A 23,487-nucleotide genomic window follows, 5' to 3' on the forward strand; every position below is an offset into this window, starting at 1 on the left:
GAGGCGCGGCATGGCGCGGATCGTGGTCGTCGGCGCCGGGGTGGGCGGGCTGGCCACCGCCGCCCGGCTGGCCGCCACCGGGCACCAGGTCACCGTGCTCGAACGCGCGGACACGGTGGGCGGCAAGCTCGGCCGGTACGTCCACGACACCCCGGCCGGCCCGTTCCACTTCGACACCGGGCCGAGCCTGCTCACCCTGCCCGACGTCTTCCACGACCTGTTCGAGGCGACCGGCGCGAAGCTCGACGAGTACCTGGACCTGGTGCCGGTGGACCCGATCGTGCGGCACGTCTTCCCCGGCGGCGGCCCGGCCCTCGACTCGTGCGCCGACCCGGCCGAGTTCGCCGCCCGGATCGGCGCGGCCTTCGGCGACCGGGCCGCGGCGGACTGGCAGCGGCTGTGGCGCCGGGCCGCGCGGGTCTGGCAGGCGTCGCACCAGGACATCCTGCGCCGCCCGATCGGCTCCCCGCTGGACCTGGCCGCGCTGGCCTGGCGGCTGGGCGACCTGGCCGCCATCGGCCCCGGCCGGACGCTGCGCGGGCTGGGCCGGCGGCACCTGTCCGACCCCCGGCTGCGGATGCTGCTCGACCGGTACGCCACCTACACCGGCGCCGACCCGCGCCGCGCGCCGGCCGCGCTGGTCGCCGTGCCGTACGCCGAACTGGCCTTCGGCGGCTGGTACCTGCGTGGCGGGCTGGGCACGCTCGCCGACGCGCTGCTGACCCGCTGCCTGGACCTCGGCGTGGTCGTGCAGACCGGCGCCACGGTCACCCGGATCGACGCGGCGGGCGGCCGGGTGCACGGCGTACGCCTGCGCGGCGTCACCGCGCCGGTCCCCGCCGACGTGGTGGTGGCCAACGTCGACGCGCTGACCCTCTACCGGGACCTGCTGCCCAGCCCGCGCCGGCTGGCCGGGCTGACCGACCGCAGCCTGGCCGGTTTCGTGCTGCTGCTCGGCGTCGCCGGGGGCTCGGGTCTGGCCCACCACAACGTGTTCTTCCCCCGCGACTACGACGCCGAGTTCGACGCGGTCTTCGGCCATCCGGGGCGCGGCGTGCGCGCCCGACCGGCGGCGGACCCCACCGTCTTCGTCACCGTGGCCGACGACCCGATGGTCCGGCCGGCCGGCCACGAGGCGTGGTTCGTGCTGGTCAACGCGCCCCGGCACGGCACCGCCGCCGGCGCGGTCGACTGGCGCCGGTCCGGCCTCGCCGAGGCGTACGCCGACCGGGTCCTCGACGTGCTGGCCGAGCGCGGCGTCGACGTGCGGGACCGGCTGGTGTTCCGGGAGGTCCGCACCCCGGCCGACCTGGCCGACGCGACGGGCGCCCCGGGCGGGTCGATCTACGGCACCGCCGGCGGCCTGCTCCGCCCGGCCAACCGGGGCCCGGCGCACGGGCTGTGGCTGGTCGGCGGCTCCAGCCACCCCGGGGGCGGCCTGCCGATGGTGACGCTCTCCGCCCAGATCGTCGCCGACGAGATCGGCCCCGCCTGGTAACCGGCCGCTGGTGTAAGGAAGGGCACCTTGTTAACGCCTGAGGTAGAGGAAGGGGCCCTTCCTAACGCTCCGGGTGGCCGGTCCAGTCCTGTACACGGGTTGGCGCACGGTCAGCCGGCGTCGATCAGGGCGCGGCGGACGGCGGAGAGGAGCTGGCCCAGCCCGAAGCCGGCCAGCAACACCCAGACGGCGGTCGCCATGGTGATGGTGCCGGCCGCCAGGTCCGGCTCGATCAGCCCGGTCAGCCCGGCCAGCAGCAGCCCGACCAGGGCGACCGAGACCCGGGTGGGGCGCTCCCCCACGGTCACCGCGCCGATCTCCCGCATGCCGGCGGAGACCGCGCGGGCGCGCACGTACTCGTGCAGCCAGGAGAGCGCGCCAGCGGTCGCGACGAGCGCCCCGGGCGCCCCGATCAGCCAGAACGCGGCCAGCCAGGCGACCTCGCCGAGCCGGTCGGCCAGCGAGTCGTAGACGTAGCCGAGCCGGGTGGTGCGGTTCGTGGCCACCGCCACCGCGCCGTCGACGCTGTCCGCCACCGCGGCGAGCAGCACGAACAGCGCCCCGAGGAAGGGGCCGTCCTGCGGCCGTACGGCGAACAGCGGCACGCAGGCGCAGAGCAGCACGCCGACCACGGTGACCGGCGTCGGGCCGACCCGCAGCCGGCCCAGCACGAACCCGACGTGGTAGGCGAACCGCAGCCAGGCGCGGACGACCGGGGCCGCCGCCCGCGGGTCGAAGCCCCCGTGCAGCCGGGCCCAGGCCGTGGCGTACTCGTCCCAGTTCAGCTGTGTGCCCACCACCGATCAACCGTCGCAGCGGCGCTCAGGTGTCGCGGCATGTGCGGTCACACCCGCGCGCCGACCTGGAGGTTGTGCCAGACCTCGCGGGTCGCCGTGGAGCGGTTGAGGGTGATGAAGTGGATCCCCGGCACGCCCTCGTCGAGCAGCCGCCGGCACATCTCGCTGGCCTGCTCGATGCCGAGCCGGCGCACCGCCTCCGGGTCGTCGGCGATCGCCGAGAACCGCTCGGCCAGGGCCGGTGGGAAGGGCGCCCCGGAGAGCTGCACGGAACGCTCGATCGTGCCGATCTGGGTCACCGGCATCACGCCGGCCAGGATCGGGGTGTCGCAGCCGGCCGCAGCGACCCGGTCGCGCAGCCGCAGGTAGTCGTCGGCGTCGAAGAACATCTGGGTGATCGCGAACTCGGCGCCGGCCCGGCACTTGCGGACGAAGTGCTCCGTGTCGCTGGCCACGTCGGGCGAGCGCGGGTGCTTGTACGGGAACGCCGCCACCCCCACGCTGAAGTCGCCGGCGTCGCGCACCAGGCGGACCAGGTCCTCGGCGTAGAGCACGCCCTCGGGGTGGCGGACCCACTCGCCGCCCGGGTTGCCCGGCGGGTCGCCCCGCACGGCGAGCACGTTGCGCACCCCGACCCCGGCGAGCCGGCCGATGACGTGGCGTAGCTCGGCGACGGAGTGGTCGACCGCGGTCAGGTGGGCCATCGGCAGCAGGGTGGTCTCGGTGGCGATCCGCTCGGTGACCGCGACCGTGGTGTCGCGGGTCGACCCGCCCGCGCCGTAGGTGATCGAGACGAACGAGGGACGCAGCGACTCCAGCTCGCGGATCGCCTGCCACAGCAGCCGCTCGCCCTGCTCGGTCTTGGGCGGGAAGAACTCGAACGAGAAGGTCGGCTGGTGGTCACGGATCAGCTCCCCGATCGCCGGCTGCGGATTGGGGAGGACCGAAGGAAGACCGAGCGCCACCCCACGACTCTAGCGGGCGGGGCACGCCGCGCCGGAGACCTTCCCACAGCGGGGGATGCCGGCGGCGCGCGGGTCGACGCGCCCCCACCGCACCGGGACCGAGCGGCCGGCGCCGGTCGACGCCCCGCCCTGCGGCTCGGGGGCCGAACGGTCCGCGCGGGGGCGGTGCCCGAGCCGCAGGGCGCCGACTACGTCCCGGACCCGCCTGCCGGGAGACAGGTCGCCGGCGCGGGGCGGACCCGGGTCCGCCCGGCCGGGGCCGGAAAGCGTCGTACCCCCGGAGTAGTCATGGTGCAGCGCGGGGCGGGCCGGCCGGAGGTCGACCTGTCGGGGGCACGCGCGGGGGTCAGCCTTCCACCGGTGACGCACGGGTCCCGTCCGGGGCCTGCGCCGCCGCCCGCGCCGACGCCCCGCCCGGAGGACCGATGACGCCGTCCCCACCCACTCCGCAGCTGCTCGGGCCGCTGCTCGCCCAGCTCCGGCTGGCCCGGGGCTGGAGCCAGTTGCGGCTCGCGGTCGAGCTCTGCGCCGCCTCCGGGGTGCCGACGCTCAGCCGGCACGAGGTCTCCCGGTGGGAACGGCAGCTGCGCGTCCCCGGCGAGTTCTGGCTCGGCTGGCTCGCCGTCGTCCTCGCGGTGCCGCTCGGCCTGCTGGCCGACGCCGCGGCCCGCACCCGGCGCCTCGGTCCGCCGCCGTCCTTCGGCGGGTCCCGGTCCCGGGCGGCGCTGCTCGCCCTGGCCCAGCGCTGGCTGGTCGACCCGCGCGCCGCGCTGCTGCCCGGCGCGCCCGCCCGACCGACCGACGACCCGGGCGACGCCGAGACCTGCCCGGCCGACTCCGGGCAGCCGACCGACGACCGGGACCCCCCGGTCGGGTCCGGCGCACCGCCTCGGGTCCCGGCCCGGCCGGCGGCTCCGGTGGTGGCCGACCGTCCCTGGCCCCACCCGGCCCGACCGCCTGCCCGGCCGGTGCGGCTGGCGGAGCTGCGCCGGCTCGACGACCTCGCCGGCGGGGCCGACCTGGCCGGGCTCGGGGCGTACCGGCTGGGGCGGGCGGTGCGGGCGCTGGCGGGGTGCGGGCCGGCCGCGCGCCGCCGGCTGCTGCCCGAGCTGGCCGAGTCGGCCCAGCTCGCCGGCTGGCTCGCCGCCGATGCCGGGGACGCGGCCGGCGCGCTGGACGCCTACCGGTTGGCGTTGCGCGCCGCCGCGACCGCCGGTGACCCGGCGCTCGCCGGGCACGTGCTCGGCTCGGCCAGCCACCTGCTCGCCGGCGTGGGCGACCCGGAGGGCGCACTGGTGCTGGCCCGCACGGCGTACGCCGGGGCGCGGCCGTGGGCCACCCCCGGCCTGCGTGCCCTGCTGCTGCACCGGGTGGCGCTGGCCGCGGCGACCGGGGGTCGGGCCGGGGCGGCGCGGCAGGCGCTCGAGGCGGCCCGCCGCGTGACCGGCGCGCCGGAGCCGGGTCGGGAGCCGCCGTGGCTCTACTGGCTCGACGGCCTGGAGCTGGCGGCGATGGCCGGGCGCACTCTGGTCGCGCTGGGCCGGCCGCGCCCGGCCGAGGCGCCGCTGCACGCCGTCCGGCAGCCCGGTCGCCCGCGCACCTCGGCGATCTACGGCGGCTGGCTGGCCCGCGGCTATCTCCAGCTCGGCGAGGTGGAACGGGCCTGCGCCGTGGCCGGCGAGGCGCTGCTCGACGCGGTCCGCGCCGGGTCGCCCCGGGCGCTGGGCAACCTGGCCGAGGTGCGGCGGCGGCTGGCCGGGCACGGCGACGAGCCGGCCGTCCGGCGCTACCGGGCGCTGGTCGCGACGGCCGGCCCGTACCTGCCCCGCCCTGGGTCGCCGCCCGGACCGGGCGGCCGGCGGGGTCCGGCGACGCGCTCGGCGCGCCGGGCCCCCGGCGGTGCGGCGGGGTAGAGCCCGACCGGCTAGCGTCGTGGGGTGACCCACGCTGCTCCCGTTTCCCCGGTCGACCGTGCCGGGCTGCGTCAACGGATCGACAAGGCCCTGGCCGAGTTCCTGGCCGGCCAGCGCACCTGGATGACCGGCGTCGACGACGCCCTGATGCCGCTCGCCGAGGCGATCGAGGCGTTCGTGCTGGGCGGCGGCAAGCGGCTGCGGCCGGCGTTCGCCTACTGGGGCTACCGGGGCGCCGGCGGGGTGGACTCCGACCAGGTCGTCACCGCTCTCGCGGCGCTGGAGTTCGTGCAGGCCAGCGCGCTGATTCACGACGACCTGATGGACCGCTCCGACACCCGGCGCGGGGAGCCGGCGGTGCACCGCCGGTTCGCGGCCCGGCACCAGGCGGCCGGCTGGGGCGGCGACGCGAACGGCTTCGGCGACGCCGCGGCCATCCTGCTGGGCGATCTCTGCCTGGTCTGGTCGGACGAGCTGCTGCACTCCTCCGGGCTGGACCCGCGCACGGTCGCCCGCGCACGGCCCGTCTTCGACGAGATGCGCACGGAGGTCACCGTCGGCCAGTACCTCGACGTGCTGACCCAGGCCACGGGCGACACCTCGCTGGAGCGGGCCGGCAAGGTCGCCCGCTACAAGTCGGCGAAGTACACGGTCGAGCGGCCGGTGCTGCTCGGCGCCGCGCTGGCCGACGCGCCGGCCCAGGTCCTGGCGGCGTACTCCGGGTACGGGCTGCCGTTGGGCGAGGCGTTCCAGCTCCGCGACGACGTGCTGGGGGTGTTCGGCGACCCGGCCCAGACCGGCAAACCCGCCGGCGACGACCTGCGCGAGGGCAAGCGGACCTATCTGGTGGCGGCGGCCCTGGAGGCGACGGACGAGGCGGGGCGCGAGCTGCTGCTCGGCGGGCTCGGCGATCCCGGGCTGGACGAGACCGGGGTCGCCCGGCTGCGAGAGATGATCAGCGACAGCGGCGCGCTGGCGCGTACCGAGCAGCGGATCGCCGCGCTGACCGACACCGCGCTGGCCGCGCTGGCCACGGTCGACCTGGAGACCGAGGCCCGGCAGTCCCTGGTCGACCTGGCTATCGCCGCCACCCGCCGCACAGACTGACCACGCCCCACCCACCCACGCCACCCACCCCGCCCCCGGCCCACCCCGCGCCGCGATCTTGCACGTTCGGTCCGCGCTTTATCCCGTGTGCCCAGAAATGCCGGGGCACAAAGTGCAAGATCGCGGGGATGAAGGGCGGGGAGGGGGGCGGGAGGGGCGGGGAGGGCGGGAAGAGGGAGGGGTTAGAAGCCGAGGGCTTGGGCGCGGCGCTTGATCTCGCGGGCCTGGTCGCCGGCGAGCGCCTTCGCCGGGTTGGCGCCGGGGAGGGTCTCGTCCGGCTCGTAGAGCCAGCGCAGCGCGGCCTCGTCGTCGTAGCCGGCGTCGGCCAACAGGTTGAGCACGCCGGGCAGGTGCTTGAGCACGGTCTTGTTGGCCACCAGGTCGGTCGGGATCCGGCGGACGCCGTCGCGGCGCACTGCGATCAGCTCACGGTCCCGGATCATCTGGTGGACCTTGCTGATCGACACGTCGAGGCGCTCGGCCACGTCCGGCAGGGTCAGCCAGTCGGCGGCGTCGGCGGGGCCGGCGGTCTCGGGGGCGGGCACGGCCCGGTCGGCGGGTACGGAGTCGGTCACCCGACCACCCTGCCATGCCCCGGCTGGCCGGGACCAACGGCACCCCGATGAGGCGGCTGAGCAGGTCGGACGGGCGGCGCGAGCGCGACGGGAAGGCTTCCGTCGTGGCCCGGCTGTACCATCCTGTTCAACCTTCACCCTCCGGGCACATAGACTCCCTGCCGATGGACACACAGGTCGCCGACACGTTGCTGGGCTCGCTGATCGACGGGCGCTACCGCATCCGCGGTCGCGTGGCTCGTGGCGGCATGGCGACCGTGTACACCGCCACCGACGAGCGCCTCGAGCGCACCGTGGCGGTCAAGATCATTCATCCGTCCCAGGCGCCCGATACCCAGGCCCGGGCGGCGGGCTTCGTGGAGCGGTTCACCGACGAGGCGAAGACGATCGCCCGGCTGACCCACCCGAACGTGGTCGCGGTCTACGACCAGGGCACCCACGCCGGCCTGCCCTACCTGGTGATGGAGTACGTCCGCGGCCGTACCCTGCGCGACGTGCTCGCCGAGCGGCGCCGGCTCGACGCCGACGAGGCGCTTGCCATCGCCGAGCAGATGCTCGCCGCGATCGCCGCCGCGCACCGGGCCGGGCTGGTGCACCGCGACGTGAAGCCGGAGAACGTGCTGGTCGCCGAGGCACCCACCGGCAGCACGGGCAACCTCGTCGACAGCGTGGTCAAGGTCGCCGACTTCGGGCTGGCCCGGGCCGTCGAGGCGAGCGCCGACGACGAGAACGGCAACCAACTGATGGCCACGGTCGCGTACGTCGCCCCGGAGCTGGTCACCGAGGGGCACGCCGACCCCCGCACCGACGTCTACTCCGCCGGCATCGTGCTGTTCGAGATGCTCACCGGCCGGGTGCCGTACGACGGGGACCGGCCGGTCGACGTCGCCTGGCAGCACGTCGACCGGGACGTCCCGGCGCCGTCGACGCTGGTGCCCGGCCTGCCCAAGGTGCTGGACGACCTGGTCGCCCGGGCCACCCGACGTGATCCGGGCGCCCGGCCGACCGACGCGGGCGCGCTGCTGGCCGAGGTGCAGGTGGCCCGGGACGACCTGGGCAACGCGAACACGCGTACCGCCGTGTTGCGCCGGGTGACCGACGAGCCGGCGGTGGCCCAGCCGACGATGGTGGTCGCGGCGGTCCAGCCGGCCGAGCGGCCGGCCTGGGCCCGGCTGCCCGAGGGCGGCGCTCCGCGGGCGGGCCGTCGCCGGGCCGCGGCCGAGGAGGGCGAGAGCACGTGGTCGCGGCTGTCCGCGCTGCGCGCCCGGATGATGGGCGACCCGCGGGGCCGGATGGCGGTCATCGCCGCCGTGGTGGTGCTGGGCCTGGTGGCCGCCGGGGGCGGCTGGTGGTTCGGAGTCGGCCGCTACACGGTGGCGCCGCAGCTGGTGACCCTGAGCAAGGCCGACGCGGAGGCGCAGGCCGCCCGCGCCGGCTTCACCCTCGCCTACGCCGAGCCGCGCTACGACGAGAAGGTCCCGAAGGACGCGGTCCTGGCGCAGGATCCGGTCTCCGCCGCCCGCATCGTCAAGGGCGGCACGATCACGCTGACCCTCTCGCTGGGGCCGGAGCGTTTCCCGGTGCCCGACGTGGTCGGCAAGGAGTTCGAGCTGGCCGAGGCGGACCTGCTCGACGCGAAGCTGGTGGTGGCGAAGGGCACCGCCCGCTACGACGACAACCTGCCCGCGGGCGTCGTGGTGGACACCAACCCGAAGGTGGGCACCGAGGTCAAGCCGGGCGACAAGGTCACCGTGATCCTGAGCAAGGGCAAGGCCCCGATCTCGGTGCCGAACCTCGTCGGCAAGAGCCTCGCCGAGGCCCGGACGATCCTCGCCCAGCTGGGCCTGGTGCTGGTGGAGCCGCCCACCTACAAGGACTCCGACAAGCCCAGGGACGAGGTCCTCGGGCAGAGCCCGGCGGACGGCACCGGGGTGGAGCGGGGCGCCAAGGTCAAGCTGGAGATCAGCAAGGGCCCGCCGCTGGTCCCCGTGCCCCGGGTCATCGACCTGCCGTGCCAGCAGGCCAAGCAGGTGCTGGAGAGCCAGCAGTTCCCGGTGGTGATCCAGTTCAACCCGAACGGCATCACCCGCTTCCAGAACCCGCCGGAGAACACGCAGGTGCCGCCGGGCACCCAGGTCACCATCGGGTGCCTGTGACGATGCCGGAACACCACGAGATGACGACGCAGGACGCGACGACGGCGCAGGACGGGACGACGGCGCAGGACGGGGCGGCGCAGCACCGGCCGGTCGGCTCGCACACGCCCACCTCCGGCGGCCTGGCGAAGGCGGCCCTGCCGTACGCCGACGCGGCCGGCTCGCAGGTCGTGCAGGTCTACGTCTCCAACTCGCGGGGCTGGGCGCTGCCGGCCGGCGACCCGGCCCAGGACGCGCTGTTCCGCGACGGCTGCGGCGAGCGGGGCCTGCCGGTCTTCATCCACGCGTCGCTGCTGGTCAACCTCGGCTCCCCCACGGCCAACACGGTCGAGCGCTCGGCGGAGACGCTGGCCCACGCGCTGCGCCGGGGCCGGGCGATCGGCGCCGAGGGCGTGGTCTTCCACGCCGGCAGCGCGGTCGACGAGAGTCACGCCGACGCGGCGATGCGGCAGGTCCGCGAGACGCTGCTGCCGCTGCTCGACGAGGCGGAGGCGGCGGGCGGCCCGCGGCTGCTGGTCGAGCCGAGCGCGGGCGGCGGCCGGTCGCTGGCCTCCCGGGTGGAACAGCTCGGGCCCTACCTCGACGCGGTGGACAGGCATCCCTGGCTCGGGGTCTGCTTCGACACCTGCCACGCCTGGGCCGCGGGGCACGACCTGGCCGCCGAGGGCGGCATGACCGCGACGCTGGACACGTTGGTGGCGACGGTCGGGGCCGGGCGGCTGCGGCTGGTGCACGCGAACGACTCGAAGGACCTGTGCGGCTCGACCCGGGACCGGCACGAGAACATCGGCAAGGGCACCATCGGCGAGCCGGCGTTCGCCGAACTGATGGCGCACCCGGCCACCGCCGGCGTCCCGGTCGTGGTGGAGACCCCGACGGAGAAGCACGTCGGCCACGCCGCCGACATCGCCACCCTCAAACGCCTGCACCCCTGAGACGTCGCCCGTCCGCCCGGGTCCGACGGGCCGGAGCTGGGCGGAGTTCGGCCTGCGGCGGCCCGGGGCGCCGCGATCCCCCAGGCGCCCGGGCATCCCGGACGCGCCGTGGCCTGCGTGACGGCTCGGCCCCGCGTGCCCGCGCCGGGCGTCAGCCCCGCAGGATCCGGGTGACGACCTCGACGGCCCGGTCGATGCCGGCGTCGTCGACGTCCATGTGGGTGACCAGGCGGGCAACGCGGGGGCCGAGCACCGACACCAGGACGCCCTCGGCGCGGGCGGCGGCGGCCAGGGCGGGCGCGTCCAGCGACGCCTTCGTCAGGTCCAGCGGCACCAGGTTGGTCCGGACCGTGCCGGCCAGCACCCCGAACGGGGCGATCGCCTCGGCGAGCCGGGCCGCCTTCGCGTGGTCGGCGGCGAGCCGGTCGACGTGGTGGGCCAGCGCGTACCGGCCGGCGGCGGCGAGGATGCCGGCCTGCCGCATGCCACCGCCCATCCGCTTACGGATGAACCGGGCCCGCTCGATCTGCTCGGCGCTGCCGACGACCAGCGAGCCGACCGGCGCGCCGAGCCCCTTGGAGAGGCAGACCGACAGGGTGTCGAAGAGGGCGCCGTACTCGGCCAGCGACACGCCGTCGGCGACGTGCGCGTGCCAGATCCGGGCGCCGTCGCAGTGCAGCGCCACCTGCGCGTCGTCGGCGACCCGGCGCAGCTCGCGCAGGGTGGCCAGCGGGATCACCCCGCCGCCGCCCCGGTTGTGGGTCTGCTCCACCGCGATCGCGCGGGTGGGCACCGCCCAGTAGCCGTCCGGGCGGATCATGGCGGCGACCGTGTCCGGGTCGATGTCCGCGCCGACCGCCGGCCACGTCCGCGAGGAGATTCCGCCGTACGCGGCGGCGGTCCCGACCTCGTACGTCACCACGTGGGCGTCGGCGTCGCAGAGCAGTTCGTTGCCGGGCGGCACCAACAGTTGCAGGGCGATCTGGTTGGCCATCGACCCGGTCGGGGCGAACAGCGCCGCCTCGTGCCCGAAGAGCGCGGCGACCTCGGCCTCCAGCGCGTTGACCGCCGGGTCCTCGCCGTAGACGTCGTCGCCGACCTCGGCGGTGGCCATCGCCTCCCGCATCCCCGGCGTGGGCCGGGTCACGGTGTCCGAACGCAGGTCGACGATCTCGTCAGCCACGCAGCATCTCCGCCACCAGGAAGGCCAGCTCCAGCGACTGCTGGGTGTTCAGTCGCGGGTCGCAGGCGGTCTCGTACCGGTCGGGCAGGTCGAGGTCCTCGATGCCCTGGGCGCCGCCGAGGCACTCGGTGACGTCCTCACCGGTCAGCTCGACGTGCAGGCCGCCGGGGTGGGTCTCCAGGCCCCGGTGCACCTCGAAGTAGCCGAGCACCTCGTCGACGATGCGGTCGAAGTGCCGCGTCTTGTAGCCGTTGGACGACTCGTGCGTGTTGCCGTGCATCGGGTCGCACTGCCAGACCACCTTGGCGCCGGCGGCGGTCACCTTGGCGACGATCGGCGGCAGCGCGTCGCGGACCTTGTGGTTGCCCATCCGGCTGATCAGGGTGAGCCGGCCGGGGATGTTGTCCGGGTTGAGCTTCTCGCAGAGCTCGATCGCCTCGTCGGGGGTGGTGGTGGGGCCGAGCTTGACCCCGATCGGGTTGGCGATGCGGGAGATGAAGTCGATGTGCGCGCCGTCGATCTGCCGGGTGCGCTCGCCGATCCACAGGAAGTGCCCCGACAGGCCGTACGCCCGGCGGTCGGAGACCCGGGTGAGCGCCCGGTCGTACTCCAGGGCGAGGGCCTCGTGGGAGCAGTAGAGGGTGACGGTGCGCAGGGCCTCGTCGTCGGTCATCCCGCAGGCGCGGATGAACGCCAGCGCCCGGTCGATCTCCCGGGCGATCGCCTCGTAGCGCTCGCCGGCCGGCGAGTTCTTCACGAAGCCCTTGTTCCAGTCGTGCACCGCGTGCAGGTCGGCCAGCCCGCCGGCCAGGTAGGCGCGGAGCATGTTCATCGCGGCGGCCGAGTTCGCGTACGCCCGGATCATGCGCTGCGGGTCGGCGGCCCGCGCCTCCGGCGTGGCCTCCAGCGAGTTGATCATGTCGCCGCGGTAGGCCGGCAGCCCGCGCGCGTCGGTCGGCAGCGACCGGGGCTTGGTGTACTGCCCGGCGACCCGGGCGACCTTGACCACGGGCAGCGAGGCGCCGTAGGTGAGGACGATCGCCATCTGGAGCAGGGTGCGGGCGTTGGCCAGCAGGTGGCTCTCGGTGTTGTCGGCGAAGGTCTCCGCGCAGTCACCGCCCTGGAGCAGGAACGCCTTGCCCTCGCAGACCAGCGCGAGCCGCTGGCGGAGCTGGTCGACCTCGTAGGGCGCCACCACCGAGGGCACGGTGTCGAGCACCTTGCAGACCTCGGCGACCCCGGCCGGGTCCGGCCACGGCGGGGTCTGGACGCGGGGCAGCTCCCGCCAGCGGTCCAGGCCGAGGGCCGCGTCCTCGGCGGAGTCGATGGTCGGGCGGCTGGTCTGCAGCCCCGGGCTGCCCACCGCGGGATGGCTCAGCTGATGCCACTCATGGCGCATGACAGAAAGCGTACGGCGACCGCCCGGGCGACCGCCCGGCGGAGGGCAGGGTTCCGGCAGGTGAGAGATGACTCACCGGAGCGCAGGTCAGGGCGTCGCGGCCGGGGCCGGGGAGTGGCCGCCCGGCGCCTCGGCGGCGATGCACCAGTCGGCGCCGTCGCGGGTGACCGTGAACAGCAGCGGCCGGGCGACCGTGCGGGAGCCGGCCTTGACCGAGACCGTGGTGCTGACCTCCTGGCCCTGGGGGCCCGGGCGGATGTCGGTGATCTCGGCCTGGGGGACGGTGAAGTGGTCGGCGAAGTCGCCGTTCGGGCCGGTCGCGGCGGCGTCGAAGCCCTCCTGGAGGACGGCGCAGAGCTGGCTGCGGCCGGCCGCGACGTCCTTGGCGGTCATCGCGTCGAGGTACGCCTGCACCCGCTCCCGCGACTTGGCGGCGGCCTCCTCGGCCGGGGCCCGCCCGGGCTTGGTCGCCGGGTCCTCCTCCTTGCCGATGCCGCAGCCGAGCAGGGCGAAGGGCAGGGTTCCGAGCAGCACGGCGCCCGCCGCCAGCCTCCCGTGCGTCGCGCGCATCGCCACCTCCGTCGCCGTGGACATCGAGCCCGTTGAGCGGCGAGTCTGTCACATCGACCGACGTGCCTGGCGGTCCGCCGCGCCCGAACCGGTCCGGGGCCGCCGCTCCCCGCCGGGCGGCGGGGCCGGTCGCCGGCGCCCGAGGGCGCGGGGCGGGTGCCAGGGGGCACGGCCGGGCGGGGAGGGACCGGTACGTCGTCCCTCCCCGCCGTGTGGGTGGTGCGTCGGCCTGCGGCCTAGCCGAGACCGCCCTTGATGGCGCCGATCAGCTCGCCGTTGCCGGTGTCACCGGAGAGCTCCCAGAAGAACGCGCCACCGAGGCCCTGGTTCTTCGCGTACGTCATCTTGCCGTTGATGGTCGACGGGGTGTCGTAGCTCCACCAGTTGCTGCCGCACTTGGCGTACGCGGTGCCGCCGACGGTGCCCGTCGCCGGGCAGCTGTTCTTGAGCACCTTGTAGTCCTCGATGCCCTGCTCGTAGGTGCCCGGGGCGGGTCCGGTGGCGCTGCCGCCCGGAGCCGCCTGGGTCACCCCGGTCCAGCCCCGGCCGTAGAAGCCGATGCCGAGCAGCAGCTTGTTGGACGGGATGCCCTTGCTCTTGAGCTTCTGGACGGCCGCGTCGGACCAGAAGCCCTGCTGCGGGATGCCGGGGTAGGAGTAGAGCGGGGAGTGCGGGGCCGTGGGACCCTGGGCCGCCCACGCGCCGAAGAAGTCGTACGTCATCGGCATGATCCAGTTCAGGTGCGGTGCGGCGCCGGCGTAGTCGGTGGCGTCGATCTTGCCGCCGTCGCTGCCGTCCGCCGTGATCGCGGCGGTGACCAGCGCCGACGAGCCGAACTTGGTACGCAGCGCGCCGACCACGTTCTTGAAGGCGTTCGGGCCGCTGGCGTCGCAGGTGAGGCCGCAGGCGTTCGGGTACTCCCAGTCGACGTCGATGCCGTCGAAGACGTCCGCCCAGCGCGGGTCCTCGACCAGGTTGTGGCAGGACTCCGCGAAGGCGGCCGGGTTCTGCGCCGCCTGGGTGAAGCCGCCGGACCAGGTCCAGCCGCCGAAGGACCAGATCACCTTGAGGTTCGGGTACATCTTCTTGAGCTTGCGCAGCTGGTTGAAGCTGCCACGCAGCGGCTGGTCCCAGGTGTCGGCGACGCCGTCGACGCTGTCCGCCGCGGTGTACGCCTTCTCGTAGTCGGCGTAGCTGTCGCCGATCGTGCAGCGGCCGCCGGTGGTGTTGCCGAAGGCGTACAGGATGTGGGTCAGCTTGGCGGCCGAGCCGCTGGTGTGGATGTTCTTGACGTGGTAGTTGCGGGCGTAGACGCCCCACTGCGCGAAGTAGCCGACGACCTTCTTGCCGCCCGGGTCCGGCGGCGGAGTGGTGGGCGGCGGGGTGGTCGGCGGCGGCGTGGTGGGCGGCGCCGTGGTCGGCGGGGTGGTGGTGGGCGGCGCGGTGGTGGGCGGGGTGCCGCCGTCGCACGCCACGCCGTTGATCGTGCAGTTCAGCGGCGCCCTGTACGCGCCGGTGCCGTTGTAGCCCCAGCTGAAGGTGGCGCCGGGCGCGAGCGGGCCGGCCCAGCTCTTCTTGACCGCGACGTAGTGGTCGCCGGTGCGCGTGACGTCCGCGTCCCAGGAGCTGCTGATGCTGGTGCCCGACGGCAGGTCGAACTCGATGCGCCAGGTGCTCACCGAGGAACTCGACCCGTTGGTGACGGTCACCCGTGTCTCGTGACCGGTCCCCCAGTCCTGCACCTTGGCGAAGGCGGCGGTCACGCTGCCGGCGCCGAACGCGCTGGCCATCGGGACCGTGGCGGCCGTCACCGCCATGACGGCGCCGACCCAGAGGGCCCGGCGGAGCGATCTCTTCATGTGGCGTCTCCCCAAACAGTTAGGAAACTTTCCAAAATGATGCTGCGACGCTACTCACGTCGTCATCACTTCGTCAAGATGTACATGTATCGATTTCCACTGGGAGCGCGGTCGCGCAGGTCGGTGCCACCCACCCCCGCTTCAGCGCCGACTTCCGCCCGGCCCCGCGGCGCGCGCCCGGATGGACAGGACGCTCGCCGCGGCCGCCCGGCGGCGGCGCGTAACCTCGGCCCATGACCGTCTTCGACACCCACATCGACGCCCTGACCGGCGGCCCGGCGGACCTCGCGCAGCACCGCGGACGCGCGCTGCTGGTGGTCAACGTCGCCTCCCGCTGCGGCCTCACCCCGCAGTACGCCGGCCTCCAGGCGCTGCACGACGAGTACGCCGACCGCGGCCTGGTGGTGCTCGGCGTGCCCTGCAACCAGTTCGCCGGCCAGGAGCCGGGCACGGCCGAGGAGATCAGCGACTTCTGCCAGGTCAACTACGGGGTGACCTTCCCGCTGACCGAGAAGGTCGACGTCAACGGCCCCGACCGCCACCCCCTCTACGCCGCGCTGGTGGGCACGGCCGACGCCGAGGGGCACACGGGCGACGTGCGGTGGAACTTCGAGAAGTTCCTGGTCGCGCCGGACGGCACGGTCGCGGCCCGGTTCGCGCCGACCGTCCAGCCCGACGCGGCCGAGCTGCGCGCCGCGATCGAGAAGGTGCTGCCCCCGGCGGCCTGACCACCACCCGGCGCCGGCTCGGGCTCCCCCGTGGACGGAACGTGCCGCTACGTGTCCGCCGGACCACGGTCGGCGGTACGTTGGGCGTACGGGCCACCCATCGCCGCCGCCGGCCGCGCCCCCTGCCGTCAGCGCGGCGACGGCGGGAATTGTCGACCGCACCGGTAGGGAATACGGCCGCAACGAACGGAGTTGGGGACCGGCATGACAACTGTGGGACTGATCGGCAGTGGACACATCGGCGGGACGGTGGCGCGGCTGGCGGTGGCCGCCGGCTACGACGTGGTGCTGAGCAACTCGCGCGGCCCGGAGACCCTCAAGGACCTCGTCGACGAGTTGGGTGCGCGCGCCCGGGCGGCCACCCCGGCGGAGGCGGCGGAGGCCGGCGACCTGGTGGTCGTCACCATCCCACTCAAGGCGTACCGGGACGTGCCGGTCGAGCCGCTGGTCGGCAAGGTCGTGCTGGACACCAACAACTACTACCCGGAGCGGGACGGCACCTTCCCCGAGCTCGACGCCGGCTCGGTCACCAGCAGCGAGCTGCTACAGCGGCACCTGCCACGGTCGCGGGTGGTCAAGGTCTTCAACAACATCTTCTTCAAGCACCTCCACGCGCTGGCCCGGCCCGCCGGCGCCGCCGACCGCAGCGCGTTGCCGGTCGGCGGCGACGACGCGGGCGCGAAGGCCGACGCCACGGCCTTCCTCGACCGGATCGGCTACGACGCCGTCGACGCCGGGACGCTCGCCGAGAGTTGGCGCTACCAGCCGGACACGCCGGCGTACGGGACCATCTACTCGGCCGACCCGGCGAACTGGGAGCGCGAGGCGCCGGCCGACGCCGCCACGGTGCGCGCCGCCCTGGCCGCCGCCACCCGCTGAGCACGCCGCGGCGGTGAACGGACGCCGGCCGGCACCGACCAATAGGCGGTGCCGGCCGGCACCGCGGGCACGCGACCTGCCGACGGAGTCGGCATGTCCACCGCCTCCTGGGCCGTGAGCGGCATGGCCTGCGGGCACTGCGCGGCCTTCGTCACCGAGAAGATCCAGCGCCTGCGGGGCGTCACCGCCGTGGCGGTGGACGTCGAGGCCGGCACGGTCACGGTGACCAGCGACAAAATTTCTCGCCGTCGCCGAAGTGCGCGCCGCCGTCGAGGAGGCGGGCTACGAACTCACCGGCCCACTTCCGGAGTAGCCCGCCCGCCAACCCGCCGGAGGCACGGCGGCCGGCGATCGGCCCGCAGCCGGATCAGCTCGTCGACGCGCGGGCGCAGCGTGGCGATCAGGTGGCGGGCCTGGGCGAGGGTGAACACCGGGCCAGCATGGAGCACCACGTCCGGGCGGCCGGCCGGAAGCCGCCGCGCCCGTGGCTCCGCGCGGTCCGCACCGCCTCCCGCCATGTAGCTAACCTTCCTTGACGGGGCATCAATGCGTAGCTAAGTTTCGACGCAACCGACGGGAGGTCGACATGGAGCGCAGGAAGTTCCTGGCCGGTGCGGGTGCGGTGACCGCGGGCGCGGTCGCGGCGGCGGCCCCGGGCACGCCTGGCAACGCGGTGCCCGGCATCCGCCGCGTGGAGACCGGCCTCGACGTCCTCGTCGGGTCCGACTTCGCGGACCTCGCCGGCCAGCGGGTCGGCGTGATCTCCAACCCCACCGGGGTGGACGCGTCCTACCGCCACCTGGTCGACCTGATGCACGCCTCGGGCGCGGTACGGCTGGCCGCGGCGTTCGGCCCCGAGCACGGCTTCCGTGGCTCGGCGCAGGCCGGCGGCAGCGAGGGCACCGGCATCGACGCCCGCACCGGGATCACCGTCTACGACGCGTACGGGGCCTCCCAGTCCAAGTGGGAGACCATGTTCACCGAGGCCGGCGTCGACACCGTCGTCTTCGACATCCAGGACGTGGGCGTCCGCTTCTACACGTACATCTGGACGATGTACACCTCGATGGTGGCCGCCGCCCGCGTCGGCAAGCGGTACGTCGTGCTGGACCGGCCGAACCCGGTCGGCGGCCGGGCCTACGGGCCGATGATGACGCCCGCCTACACCTCCGGCGTGGGCCTCAAGGAGATCGTCCAGCAGCACGGGATGACCGTGGGCGAGCTTGCCGGGTTCTTCAACGCGGAGTTCCTGCCCGCCGCGGCGGGGCGGCCCGTCGACCTGCACGTGGTCCGGTGCCGGCACTGGAAGCGCGACAAGCTGGCCGCCGACACCGACCTGCCCTGGGTGATGCCCAGCCCGAACATGCCCACCCCGGACACCGCGCTGGTCTATCCCGGCACCGGCCTGTTCGAGGGCGTCGCCTCGCTCACCGAGGGCCGGGGCACCTGCAGGCCGTTCGAGCTGATCGGCGGCCTGGCCGGCGACTTCGACTACCACTGGTCCGACCGGCTCAACGCGCGCGACCTGCCCGGCGTCGAGTTCCGCGAGGCGTACTTCACGCCGACGGCGGCCGGGCAGAAGCCGGCACTGCTCAACAAGCTCTGCGCCGGGGTGGAGGTGAAGGTCGTCGACCGGGCGACGTACGACCCGATCCGGACGGCGGTCGCGATGCTGGTGGAGGCGCGCAAGTACCCGGCGTTCGCGTGGCGGAGCGACTCGTGGGACGCCGTGCGACCGTACTGGGTGGACAAGCTGACCGGATCGCCGCGGCTGCGCACGATGATCGACGCGGGCGCCGACGTGGCCGACGTGGTCGGTGCCTGGGCCGACGAGCTGGCCGAGTTCGACCGGCGGCGGGCGCCCCACCTGCTCTACTAGGGACGTCCGGCTGACCCGGCGCTCAGCTGTTCGGCGACTCGCCGCCGCCGGTCCGGCCGGTTCACCGGAAACGGGCTCACGTCGGTGACCGGCTCGATACCCTCGGCTCTCGGGATCCCCCACGGACATCCGGAGCCACTCGATCGGCGAGATCGCCGGTGACGCAGGCGATCGACGTCCCGCCGCACGACCGGCGGCATCTCGCCACGACTGGCGCGGGACACGTCACGCCGATAGGAGCGTCATGCCCGGGAAGTCACGATCGCCTGTCCTGCACCTCGTGGTCTGCGGCGCCGAGCCCGCCGCCGAACTCGCCCCGTTCGTCGCGGCCTGCCAGGAGCTGAGCTGGGAGGTCCACGTCATCGCCGCCCCGGACGCGACGGCCGCGATCGACCGGGCCGCGCTCGCCGACCTCACCCGCCACCCGGTCCACGAGGAGGAGCAGCCGGAGGCGCTGTACCCGCTGCCGCCGGCCGACGCCTACGCGGTCGCGCCGGCCAGCTTCGACCTGGTCAACAAGTGGGCGTACGGCCTCAACGACAACCGGGCCCTGCGGCTGCTCAACGAGGCGACCGCCGTCGGCCTGCCGGTCCTCGTCGTGCCCGCCCCGGAGCCGGCGCTCGCCCGGCACCCCGCCTTCCTGGAGAGCCTGGCGCGGCTGCGGCACTGGGGCGTGACGGTCACCGGGCCCGCCGAGGCGGCCGACGAGGTCAGCGACCCCTTCCCGTGGCACGCCGCCGAGCAGGTGGTCTCCGCCTGGACGCGGTTCGCCCGGGTCCCCGCGCAGGCCGGCGCGGGCCGGGCGCACCGCGCCGACGACCTGGCGTTGCGGTCCGGCTGATCCACCACGGACCCGTGAGGTGGGTGCCGACGCCCTCCGCCCACAGGAAAGGCCGTCAAGCCCGGCGTCAGCCGGTCCCGGCCATCGCGGTGAGGCGGCGAGCGAGCAGGGCGACGGCCTCCCGCAGCTCCGGAGGCTCCAGCACCTCCGCCGCGAAGCCCAGCCGGGCCACGTGCACGGCGAGCCAGTCCAGGTTCTCCCCGCCGACGACGAGCACGCACCACCCGTCGCGATCGTCCTCGACGCGCCCCACCTGGGGCGGCACCAACTCCCGCACCCGGTCGGGCCGGGCGTGCACCCGCACCCGGGCGACATACCGGTACGGCGCCTCGGTCACGGACCGCTGCACGTAGGCGACCGGGTCCGGATGCTCCCTCGCCCGGAAGCGCCAGGTCGTCGCCACCACCTCGCGCATCCGGTCCAGCCGGAAGGTGCGCCAGTCGTCGCGGTCGACGTCCCGGGCCATCAGGTACCAGCGGCGGCCGGTGGTGACCATCCGCACCGGCTCGACCGTGCGCTCACGCTCCCCGCCGTCGCGGCCGGCGTAGCGGAACCTCACCCGTACCGCGTCGCGGCAGGCCCGCGCGAGCGTCAGCAGCAGCTCCGCGTCGATCTCGACCCCGGGGCCGACCAGGATCTCGGTGGCGCCGTGCACCGCCCGCACCTCGGCGCGCAGCCGGGGTGGCATCACCTGGTCGAGCTTCGCGAGCGCCCGCAACGCGGCCTCGCCCGCCCCGGCGACCGTGCCGCCCGACGCCAGCCGCAGGGACACCGCCGTCGCGATCGCCTCCTCGTCGTCGAGAAGCAGCGGCGGCAGCCGGGTGCCCGCGCCGAGTTGGTAGCCGCCGCCGACGCCCGCCGTCGCGTGCACGGGGTAGCCGAGCGCGCGCAGCCGCTCCACGTCGCGGCGCACCGAGCGGTCGGTGACCCCCAGCTCGGCGGCGAGCTCGGCGGCCGTCCAGGACGGCCGGCGCTGCAGCAACGCCAGCAACCGCAGCACCCGCTCGGTCGTCGCCTCGACGGTCACCCGTTCATCGTTCCACAGATCGCGGAACGATCCTGTCCGCTATCTACGGGAGGCTGGAACCATGACCGACCAGACCTGGAATCTCCTGCTCCGAGATCAGCTCGCCTGGCACTGGACCCGCCAGCTGCGCGATCGTCTCGACGGACTCACCGACGACGAGTACTTCTGGGAGCCGGTGCCCGGCTGCTGGAGCGTGCGCCCGCGCGGGACCGGCGCCGCCCCGGTGCAGGCCGGGTCCGGCACGATGACCATCGACTTCGCGGTGCCGCAGCCCGACCCGCCACCGGTCACGACGATCGCCTGGAGACTCGGGCACGTGATCGTCGGCGTGCTCGCGGCGCGCAACGCCGCGCACTTCGGTCACGCGCCCACCGACTACCAGTCGTTCGAGTACGCCGCGACCGCGACCGCGGCGCTCGCCCAGCTCGACGCGGAGTACGCCACCTGGCTGGCCAGGGTCGAGTCCCTCGGCGAAACCGGCCTCGCCCGCCCGTGCGGGGCGGCCGAGGGGCCGTACGCGGAGCGTCCCCTGGCAGCGCTGGTGCTGCACGTCAACCGCGAGCTGATCCACCATCTGGCCGAGGTGTGCCTGCTCCGCGACCTCTACCTGCACAATGACCAGCAGACTCGACGGGAGGCGAGCTGAGATGGCCCGCGACGTTCAGATCACTTTCGACTGCGCCGACCCGGCCGGGTTGGCGGCGTTCTGGGCCGACGCCCTCGGTTACCAGTTGCAGGCCCCGCCCGGGGGCTTCGAGTCGTGGGAGCAGGCCCTCGACGCGATGGGCGTGCCGCCCGAGAACCGCAACGACGCCTCCGGGCTGGTCGACCCCGAGGGCTCCCGGCCGCGGCTGTTCTTCCAACGGGTGCCGGAGGGGAAGCAGGCCAAGAACCGCGTGCACCTCGACGTGCGCGCCGCCCCCGGGCTCGTCGGCGACGCTCGGATGGCGGCCCTGGAGGCGGAGGCCGAGCGGCTCGTCTCCCGCGGCGCCACCCGGCTCAGGCGCCACGAGCCCGATCCCCCGCTCGGCAGCGGTCACATCGTGATGGCCGACCCCGAGGGCAACGAGTTCTGCCTCGACTGACCAGCAGCGCGGCGGGGCCGGCGACATCGGCGCGGTCCGGACCGCGTCGACCCGGTCGTACCGGCCACCGGCCGACAGACGTGTCGGAGTCCCGACCCGCGAGGTCGGACCACGACGGGTCAGTCGGCCTGGGCGGCCAGTTCCCGGGCCCGGTCCCGGGCGGCCTCCAGCGCGGCGAGCAGCGCCGCGCGTACGCCGTGCTTCTCCAGCTCGCGCACGGCGGAGATGGTGGTGCCGGCCGGCGAGGTGACCGCCTCGCGCAGCTTCACCGGGTGCTCGCCGGAGTCGCGCAGCATCACCGCGGAGCCGATCGCGGTCTGCACGATCAGCTCGTGCGCGACCTGCCGGGGCAGGCCGAGCAGGATGCCCGCGTCGATCATCGCCTCGACCAGGAGGTAGAAGTACGCCGGCCCGGAGCCGGACAGCGCGGTCACCGCGTCCTGCTGCGACTCGGGCACCCGGATGGTCGAGCCGAGCGGCTTGAACATCTCCTCGGCCAGCGCGAGGTGCGCCCCGGTGGCGTGCGCGCCGGCGGAGATCGCGGTCATCGCCTGGTCGACCAGGGCGGGGGTGTTGGTCATCACCCGCACCACGGGGGTGCCGTCGGGCAGTCGCCGGTTGAAGAAGCTGGTCGGCAGGCCGGCGCAGAGCGAGATCACGAGCTTGTCGGCGGGCACCTTCGGCCCGATCTCCTCCAGCAGCGCCGCCGCGTCCTGCGGTTTGACCGAGACGGCGAGCACCTCGGCCTCGTCCACCGCGGCCAGGTTGTCGACCACCCGTACGCCGTAGCGGGCGGTCAGCTCCTCGGCGCGGGCGGGCCGGCGGGCGGTGGCCAGCAGCCGGTCCACCGGCCATCCCGAGCGCAGCAGCCCGGAGAGCATCAGCTCACCGATCTTGCCCGCCCCGATCACCGCGACCGTGTGCACCCCGGACGACATCGCGGGCGTACCCCCTCCTGTCGTGGTCGACGGCGCGGCGGCCCCGCGGCCCGCCGCGCCGTCGACTCCTCGATCAGCTGCCGAAGAAGACCTCGGCCTCGGCGTACCGCTCCAGCGGCACGGTCTTCAGCTCGCGGGTGGCCTCGGCGAGCGGAACGCGGACGATGTCCGTGCTCTGCATGGCGACCATCTTGCCCCAGTCGCCCTCGTGCGCCGCGTCGATCGCGTGCAGGCCGAGCCGGGTGGCGAGCACCCGGTCGAACGCGGTCGGGGTGCCGCCGCGCTGGATGTGCCCGAGCACGACCGTGCGGGCCTCCTTGCCGGTCTTGGCCTCCAGCTGCTCGGCGAGCCACTGGCCGATGCCGCCGAGGCGGACGTGACCGAACGCGTCGAGCTCCTGGTTGTGCAACACCATCTGGCCGTCCAGCGGCTGGGCGCCCTCGGCGACCACGACGATCGGGGCGTACTGGTGCTGGAAGCGCTTCTCGACGTAGCCGGCGACCTGCTCGACGTCGAACTGCCGCTCCGGCAGCAGGATCACGTTGGCGCCGCCGGCCAGGCCGGCGTGCAGGGCGATCCAGCCGGCGTGCCGGCCCATCACCTCGACGACGAGGGTGCGGTGGTGGCTCTCGGCGGTGGTGTGCAACCGGTCGATGGCCTCCATCGCGATGTTGACCGCGGTGTCGAAGCCGAAGGTGTAGTCGGTGGCGCCGAGGTCGTTGTCGATCGTCTTCGGCACGCCGATCACGTGGACGCCGAGCTCGTGCAGCTTGGTGGCCACGCCGAGGGTGTCCTCGCCGCCGATCGCGATGAGCGCGTCGACGCCCTGCGCGGCGAGGTTGTCCTTGATCCGCTCGACACCGTTCTCGATCTTGAACGGGTTCGTCCGGGACGAACCGAGGATGGTGCCGCCGCGCGGCAGGATGCCGCGGACCTCCGCGATGCCCAGCGGGCGGGACAGGCCCTTTAGGGGGCCCTTCCAGCCGTCCCGGAAACCCACGAACTCGTGGCCGTAGCTGGCGACGCCCTTGCGGACCACCGCCCGGATGACCGCGTTGAGACCTGGGCAGTCGCCGCCGCCGGTGAGCACGCCGATACGCATGATCTGCTCATCCTCCTGGAGCATCAGGTGAAGCCCGATTTGCCCCAGGAT

The 23,487-nt window shown here is 74.5% G+C and carries 22 protein-coding genes and 1 pseudogene; 12 read left to right on the forward strand and 11 right to left on the reverse strand.

Annotated features, from left to right (window positions below; all coding sequences use genetic code 11):
* Positions 1-10: 10 nt before the first annotated feature.
* The gene (locus ACGF5C_RS15000) at positions 11-1,498 is read left to right on the forward strand and encodes a phytoene desaturase family protein (protein WP_393301595.1); all 1,488 of its coding nucleotides are present in this window, start codon (positions 11-13) and stop codon (positions 1,496-1,498) included.
* A gap of 110 nt (positions 1,499-1,608) precedes the next feature.
* Here ACGF5C_RS15000 and ACGF5C_RS15005 read toward each other — a convergent pair whose 3' ends face one another.
* A complete protein-coding gene (locus ACGF5C_RS15005) occupies positions 1,609-2,298 on the reverse strand; it encodes a CDP-alcohol phosphatidyltransferase family protein (protein ID WP_350685695.1) in 690 nt (229 codons plus the stop codon).
* A gap of 44 nt (positions 2,299-2,342) precedes the next feature.
* Positions 2,343-3,260: a methylenetetrahydrofolate reductase [NAD(P)H] gene (gene metF, locus ACGF5C_RS15010; RefSeq protein ID WP_357451360.1), complete on the reverse strand. Its 918-nt coding sequence runs from the start codon at positions 3,258-3,260 to the stop codon at positions 2,343-2,345.
* A 425-nt stretch (positions 3,261-3,685) separates the two neighbouring features.
* Between metF and ACGF5C_RS15015 the strand changes: the two genes are divergently transcribed.
* On the forward strand, positions 3,686-5,173 hold the full coding sequence (locus tag ACGF5C_RS15015; RefSeq protein WP_393301599.1) for a transcriptional regulator: 1,488 nt from the start codon (positions 3,686-3,688) through the stop codon (positions 5,171-5,173).
* 24 nt (positions 5,174-5,197) lie between these two features.
* The gene (locus ACGF5C_RS15020) at positions 5,198-6,280 is read left to right on the forward strand and encodes a polyprenyl synthetase family protein (RefSeq protein WP_393301602.1); all 1,083 of its coding nucleotides are present in this window, start codon (positions 5,198-5,200) and stop codon (positions 6,278-6,280) included.
* A gap of 182 nt (positions 6,281-6,462) precedes the next feature.
* Here the strand turns inward: ACGF5C_RS15020 and ACGF5C_RS15025 are convergent, their stop codons facing one another.
* A complete protein-coding gene (locus tag ACGF5C_RS15025) occupies positions 6,463-6,855 on the reverse strand; it encodes an Rv2175c family DNA-binding protein (protein ID WP_393301605.1) in 393 nt (130 codons plus the stop codon).
* Positions 6,856-7,019: 164 nt separating this feature from the next.
* Between ACGF5C_RS15025 and pknB the strand changes: the two genes are divergently transcribed.
* Positions 7,020-9,011 carry a Stk1 family PASTA domain-containing Ser/Thr kinase gene (pknB, locus tag ACGF5C_RS15030; RefSeq protein WP_393301608.1) on the forward strand — a complete coding sequence of 664 codons (1,992 nt, stop codon included), beginning with the start codon at positions 7,020-7,022 and terminating at the stop codon, positions 9,009-9,011.
* 20 nt (positions 9,012-9,031) lie between these two features.
* Complete coding sequence (locus ACGF5C_RS15035; protein ID WP_393301692.1) at positions 9,032-9,946, forward strand: deoxyribonuclease IV; 915 nt, start codon at positions 9,032-9,034, stop codon at positions 9,944-9,946.
* 151 nt (positions 9,947-10,097) lie between these two features.
* Here ACGF5C_RS15035 and ACGF5C_RS15040 read toward each other — a convergent pair whose 3' ends face one another.
* The 4 genes from ACGF5C_RS15040 to ACGF5C_RS15055 all read right to left on the reverse strand — a co-directional run bounded on the left by ACGF5C_RS15040 (position 10,098) and on the right by ACGF5C_RS15055 (position 14,957).
* On the reverse strand, positions 10,098-11,129 hold the full coding sequence (locus tag ACGF5C_RS15040) for a threonine aldolase family protein (RefSeq protein ID WP_393301611.1): 1,032 nt from the start codon (positions 11,127-11,129) through the stop codon (positions 10,098-10,100).
* Positions 11,122-12,528, reverse strand: a complete 1,407-nt coding sequence (locus ACGF5C_RS15045; protein ID WP_393301614.1) for a class II 3-deoxy-7-phosphoheptulonate synthase — start codon at positions 12,526-12,528, stop codon at positions 11,122-11,124. Before ACGF5C_RS15045 ends, ACGF5C_RS15040 begins: the two co-directional genes overlap by 8 nt.
* A gap of 87 nt (positions 12,529-12,615) precedes the next feature.
* Positions 12,616-13,098, reverse strand: coding sequence for a hypothetical protein (locus ACGF5C_RS15050; protein WP_357693233.1), 483 nt, complete (start codon positions 13,096-13,098; stop codon positions 12,616-12,618).
* Between the two features lie 236 nt (positions 13,099-13,334).
* The gene (locus ACGF5C_RS15055) at positions 13,335-14,957 is read right to left on the reverse strand and encodes a glycosyl hydrolase family 18 protein (protein WP_393301618.1); all 1,623 of its coding nucleotides are present in this window, start codon (positions 14,955-14,957) and stop codon (positions 13,335-13,337) included.
* 233 nt (positions 14,958-15,190) lie between these two features.
* Here ACGF5C_RS15055 and ACGF5C_RS15060 point away from each other — a divergent pair, with 233 nt between their 5' ends.
* The 3 genes and pseudogenes from ACGF5C_RS15060 to ACGF5C_RS15070 all read left to right on the forward strand — a co-directional run.
* Positions 15,191-15,685 (forward strand): glutathione peroxidase, encoded by a 495-nt coding sequence (locus tag ACGF5C_RS15060; RefSeq protein ID WP_393301621.1) that lies wholly within the window; start codon positions 15,191-15,193, stop codon positions 15,683-15,685.
* A 204-nt stretch (positions 15,686-15,889) separates the two neighbouring features.
* A complete protein-coding gene (locus tag ACGF5C_RS15065; protein ID WP_393262834.1) occupies positions 15,890-16,564 on the forward strand; it encodes an NADPH-dependent F420 reductase in 675 nt (224 codons plus the stop codon).
* A 123-nt stretch (positions 16,565-16,687) separates the two neighbouring features.
* Positions 16,688-16,741: pseudogene (locus tag ACGF5C_RS15070) on the forward strand (hypothetical protein); the annotation flags it as partial.
* Positions 16,742-16,854: 113 nt separating this feature from the next.
* Here the strand turns inward: ACGF5C_RS15070 and ACGF5C_RS15075 are convergent.
* Positions 16,855-17,082: a hypothetical protein gene (locus tag ACGF5C_RS15075; RefSeq protein ID WP_393301701.1), complete on the reverse strand. Its 228-nt coding sequence runs from the start codon at positions 17,080-17,082 to the stop codon at positions 16,855-16,857.
* Positions 17,083-17,150: 68 nt separating this feature from the next.
* On the opposite strand from ACGF5C_RS15075, the gene ACGF5C_RS15080 reads away from it, so the two are divergent.
* Together ACGF5C_RS15080 and ACGF5C_RS15085 are read left to right on the forward strand one after the other, a co-directional pair.
* Positions 17,151-18,443, forward strand: a complete 1,293-nt coding sequence (locus ACGF5C_RS15080; protein WP_393301624.1) for an exo-beta-N-acetylmuramidase NamZ domain-containing protein — start codon at positions 17,151-17,153, stop codon at positions 18,441-18,443.
* A 244-nt stretch (positions 18,444-18,687) separates the two neighbouring features.
* Positions 18,688-19,284: a flavoprotein gene (locus ACGF5C_RS15085; protein WP_393301627.1), complete on the forward strand. Its 597-nt coding sequence runs from the start codon at positions 18,688-18,690 to the stop codon at positions 19,282-19,284.
* Positions 19,285-19,351: 67 nt separating this feature from the next.
* Here the strand turns inward: ACGF5C_RS15085 and ACGF5C_RS15090 are convergent, their stop codons facing one another.
* Complete coding sequence (locus tag ACGF5C_RS15090; RefSeq protein ID WP_393301630.1) at positions 19,352-20,311, reverse strand: helix-turn-helix transcriptional regulator; 960 nt, start codon at positions 20,309-20,311, stop codon at positions 19,352-19,354.
* Positions 20,312-20,372: 61 nt separating this feature from the next.
* Between ACGF5C_RS15090 and ACGF5C_RS15095 the strand changes: the two genes are divergently transcribed.
* Together ACGF5C_RS15095 and ACGF5C_RS15100 are read left to right on the forward strand one after the other, a co-directional pair.
* The gene (locus ACGF5C_RS15095; RefSeq protein WP_393301633.1) at positions 20,373-20,957 is read left to right on the forward strand and encodes a DinB family protein; all 585 of its coding nucleotides are present in this window, start codon (positions 20,373-20,375) and stop codon (positions 20,955-20,957) included.
* Position 20,958: 1 nt separating this feature from the next.
* Positions 20,959-21,396: a VOC family protein gene (locus ACGF5C_RS15100; RefSeq protein WP_393301635.1), complete on the forward strand. Its 438-nt coding sequence runs from the start codon at positions 20,959-20,961 to the stop codon at positions 21,394-21,396.
* Between the two features lie 119 nt (positions 21,397-21,515).
* On the opposite strand, the gene proC is transcribed toward ACGF5C_RS15100, so the two are convergent.
* Both proC and ACGF5C_RS15110 read right to left on the reverse strand, forming a co-directional pair.
* Entirely contained in the window at positions 21,516-22,334 is an 819-nt protein-coding gene (proC, locus tag ACGF5C_RS15105) for a pyrroline-5-carboxylate reductase (RefSeq protein ID WP_350683692.1), read from the reverse strand.
* Between the two features lie 73 nt (positions 22,335-22,407).
* Positions 22,408-23,436 (reverse strand): 6-phosphofructokinase, encoded by a 1,029-nt coding sequence (locus ACGF5C_RS15110; RefSeq protein ID WP_393301695.1) that lies wholly within the window; start codon positions 23,434-23,436, stop codon positions 22,408-22,410.
* Positions 23,437-23,487 lie beyond the last annotated feature (51 nt).

The sequence above is a fragment of the Micromonospora sp. NPDC047620 genome (assembly GCF_043205005.1).
Lineage (GTDB): Bacteria > Actinomycetota > Actinomycetes > Mycobacteriales > Micromonosporaceae > Micromonospora.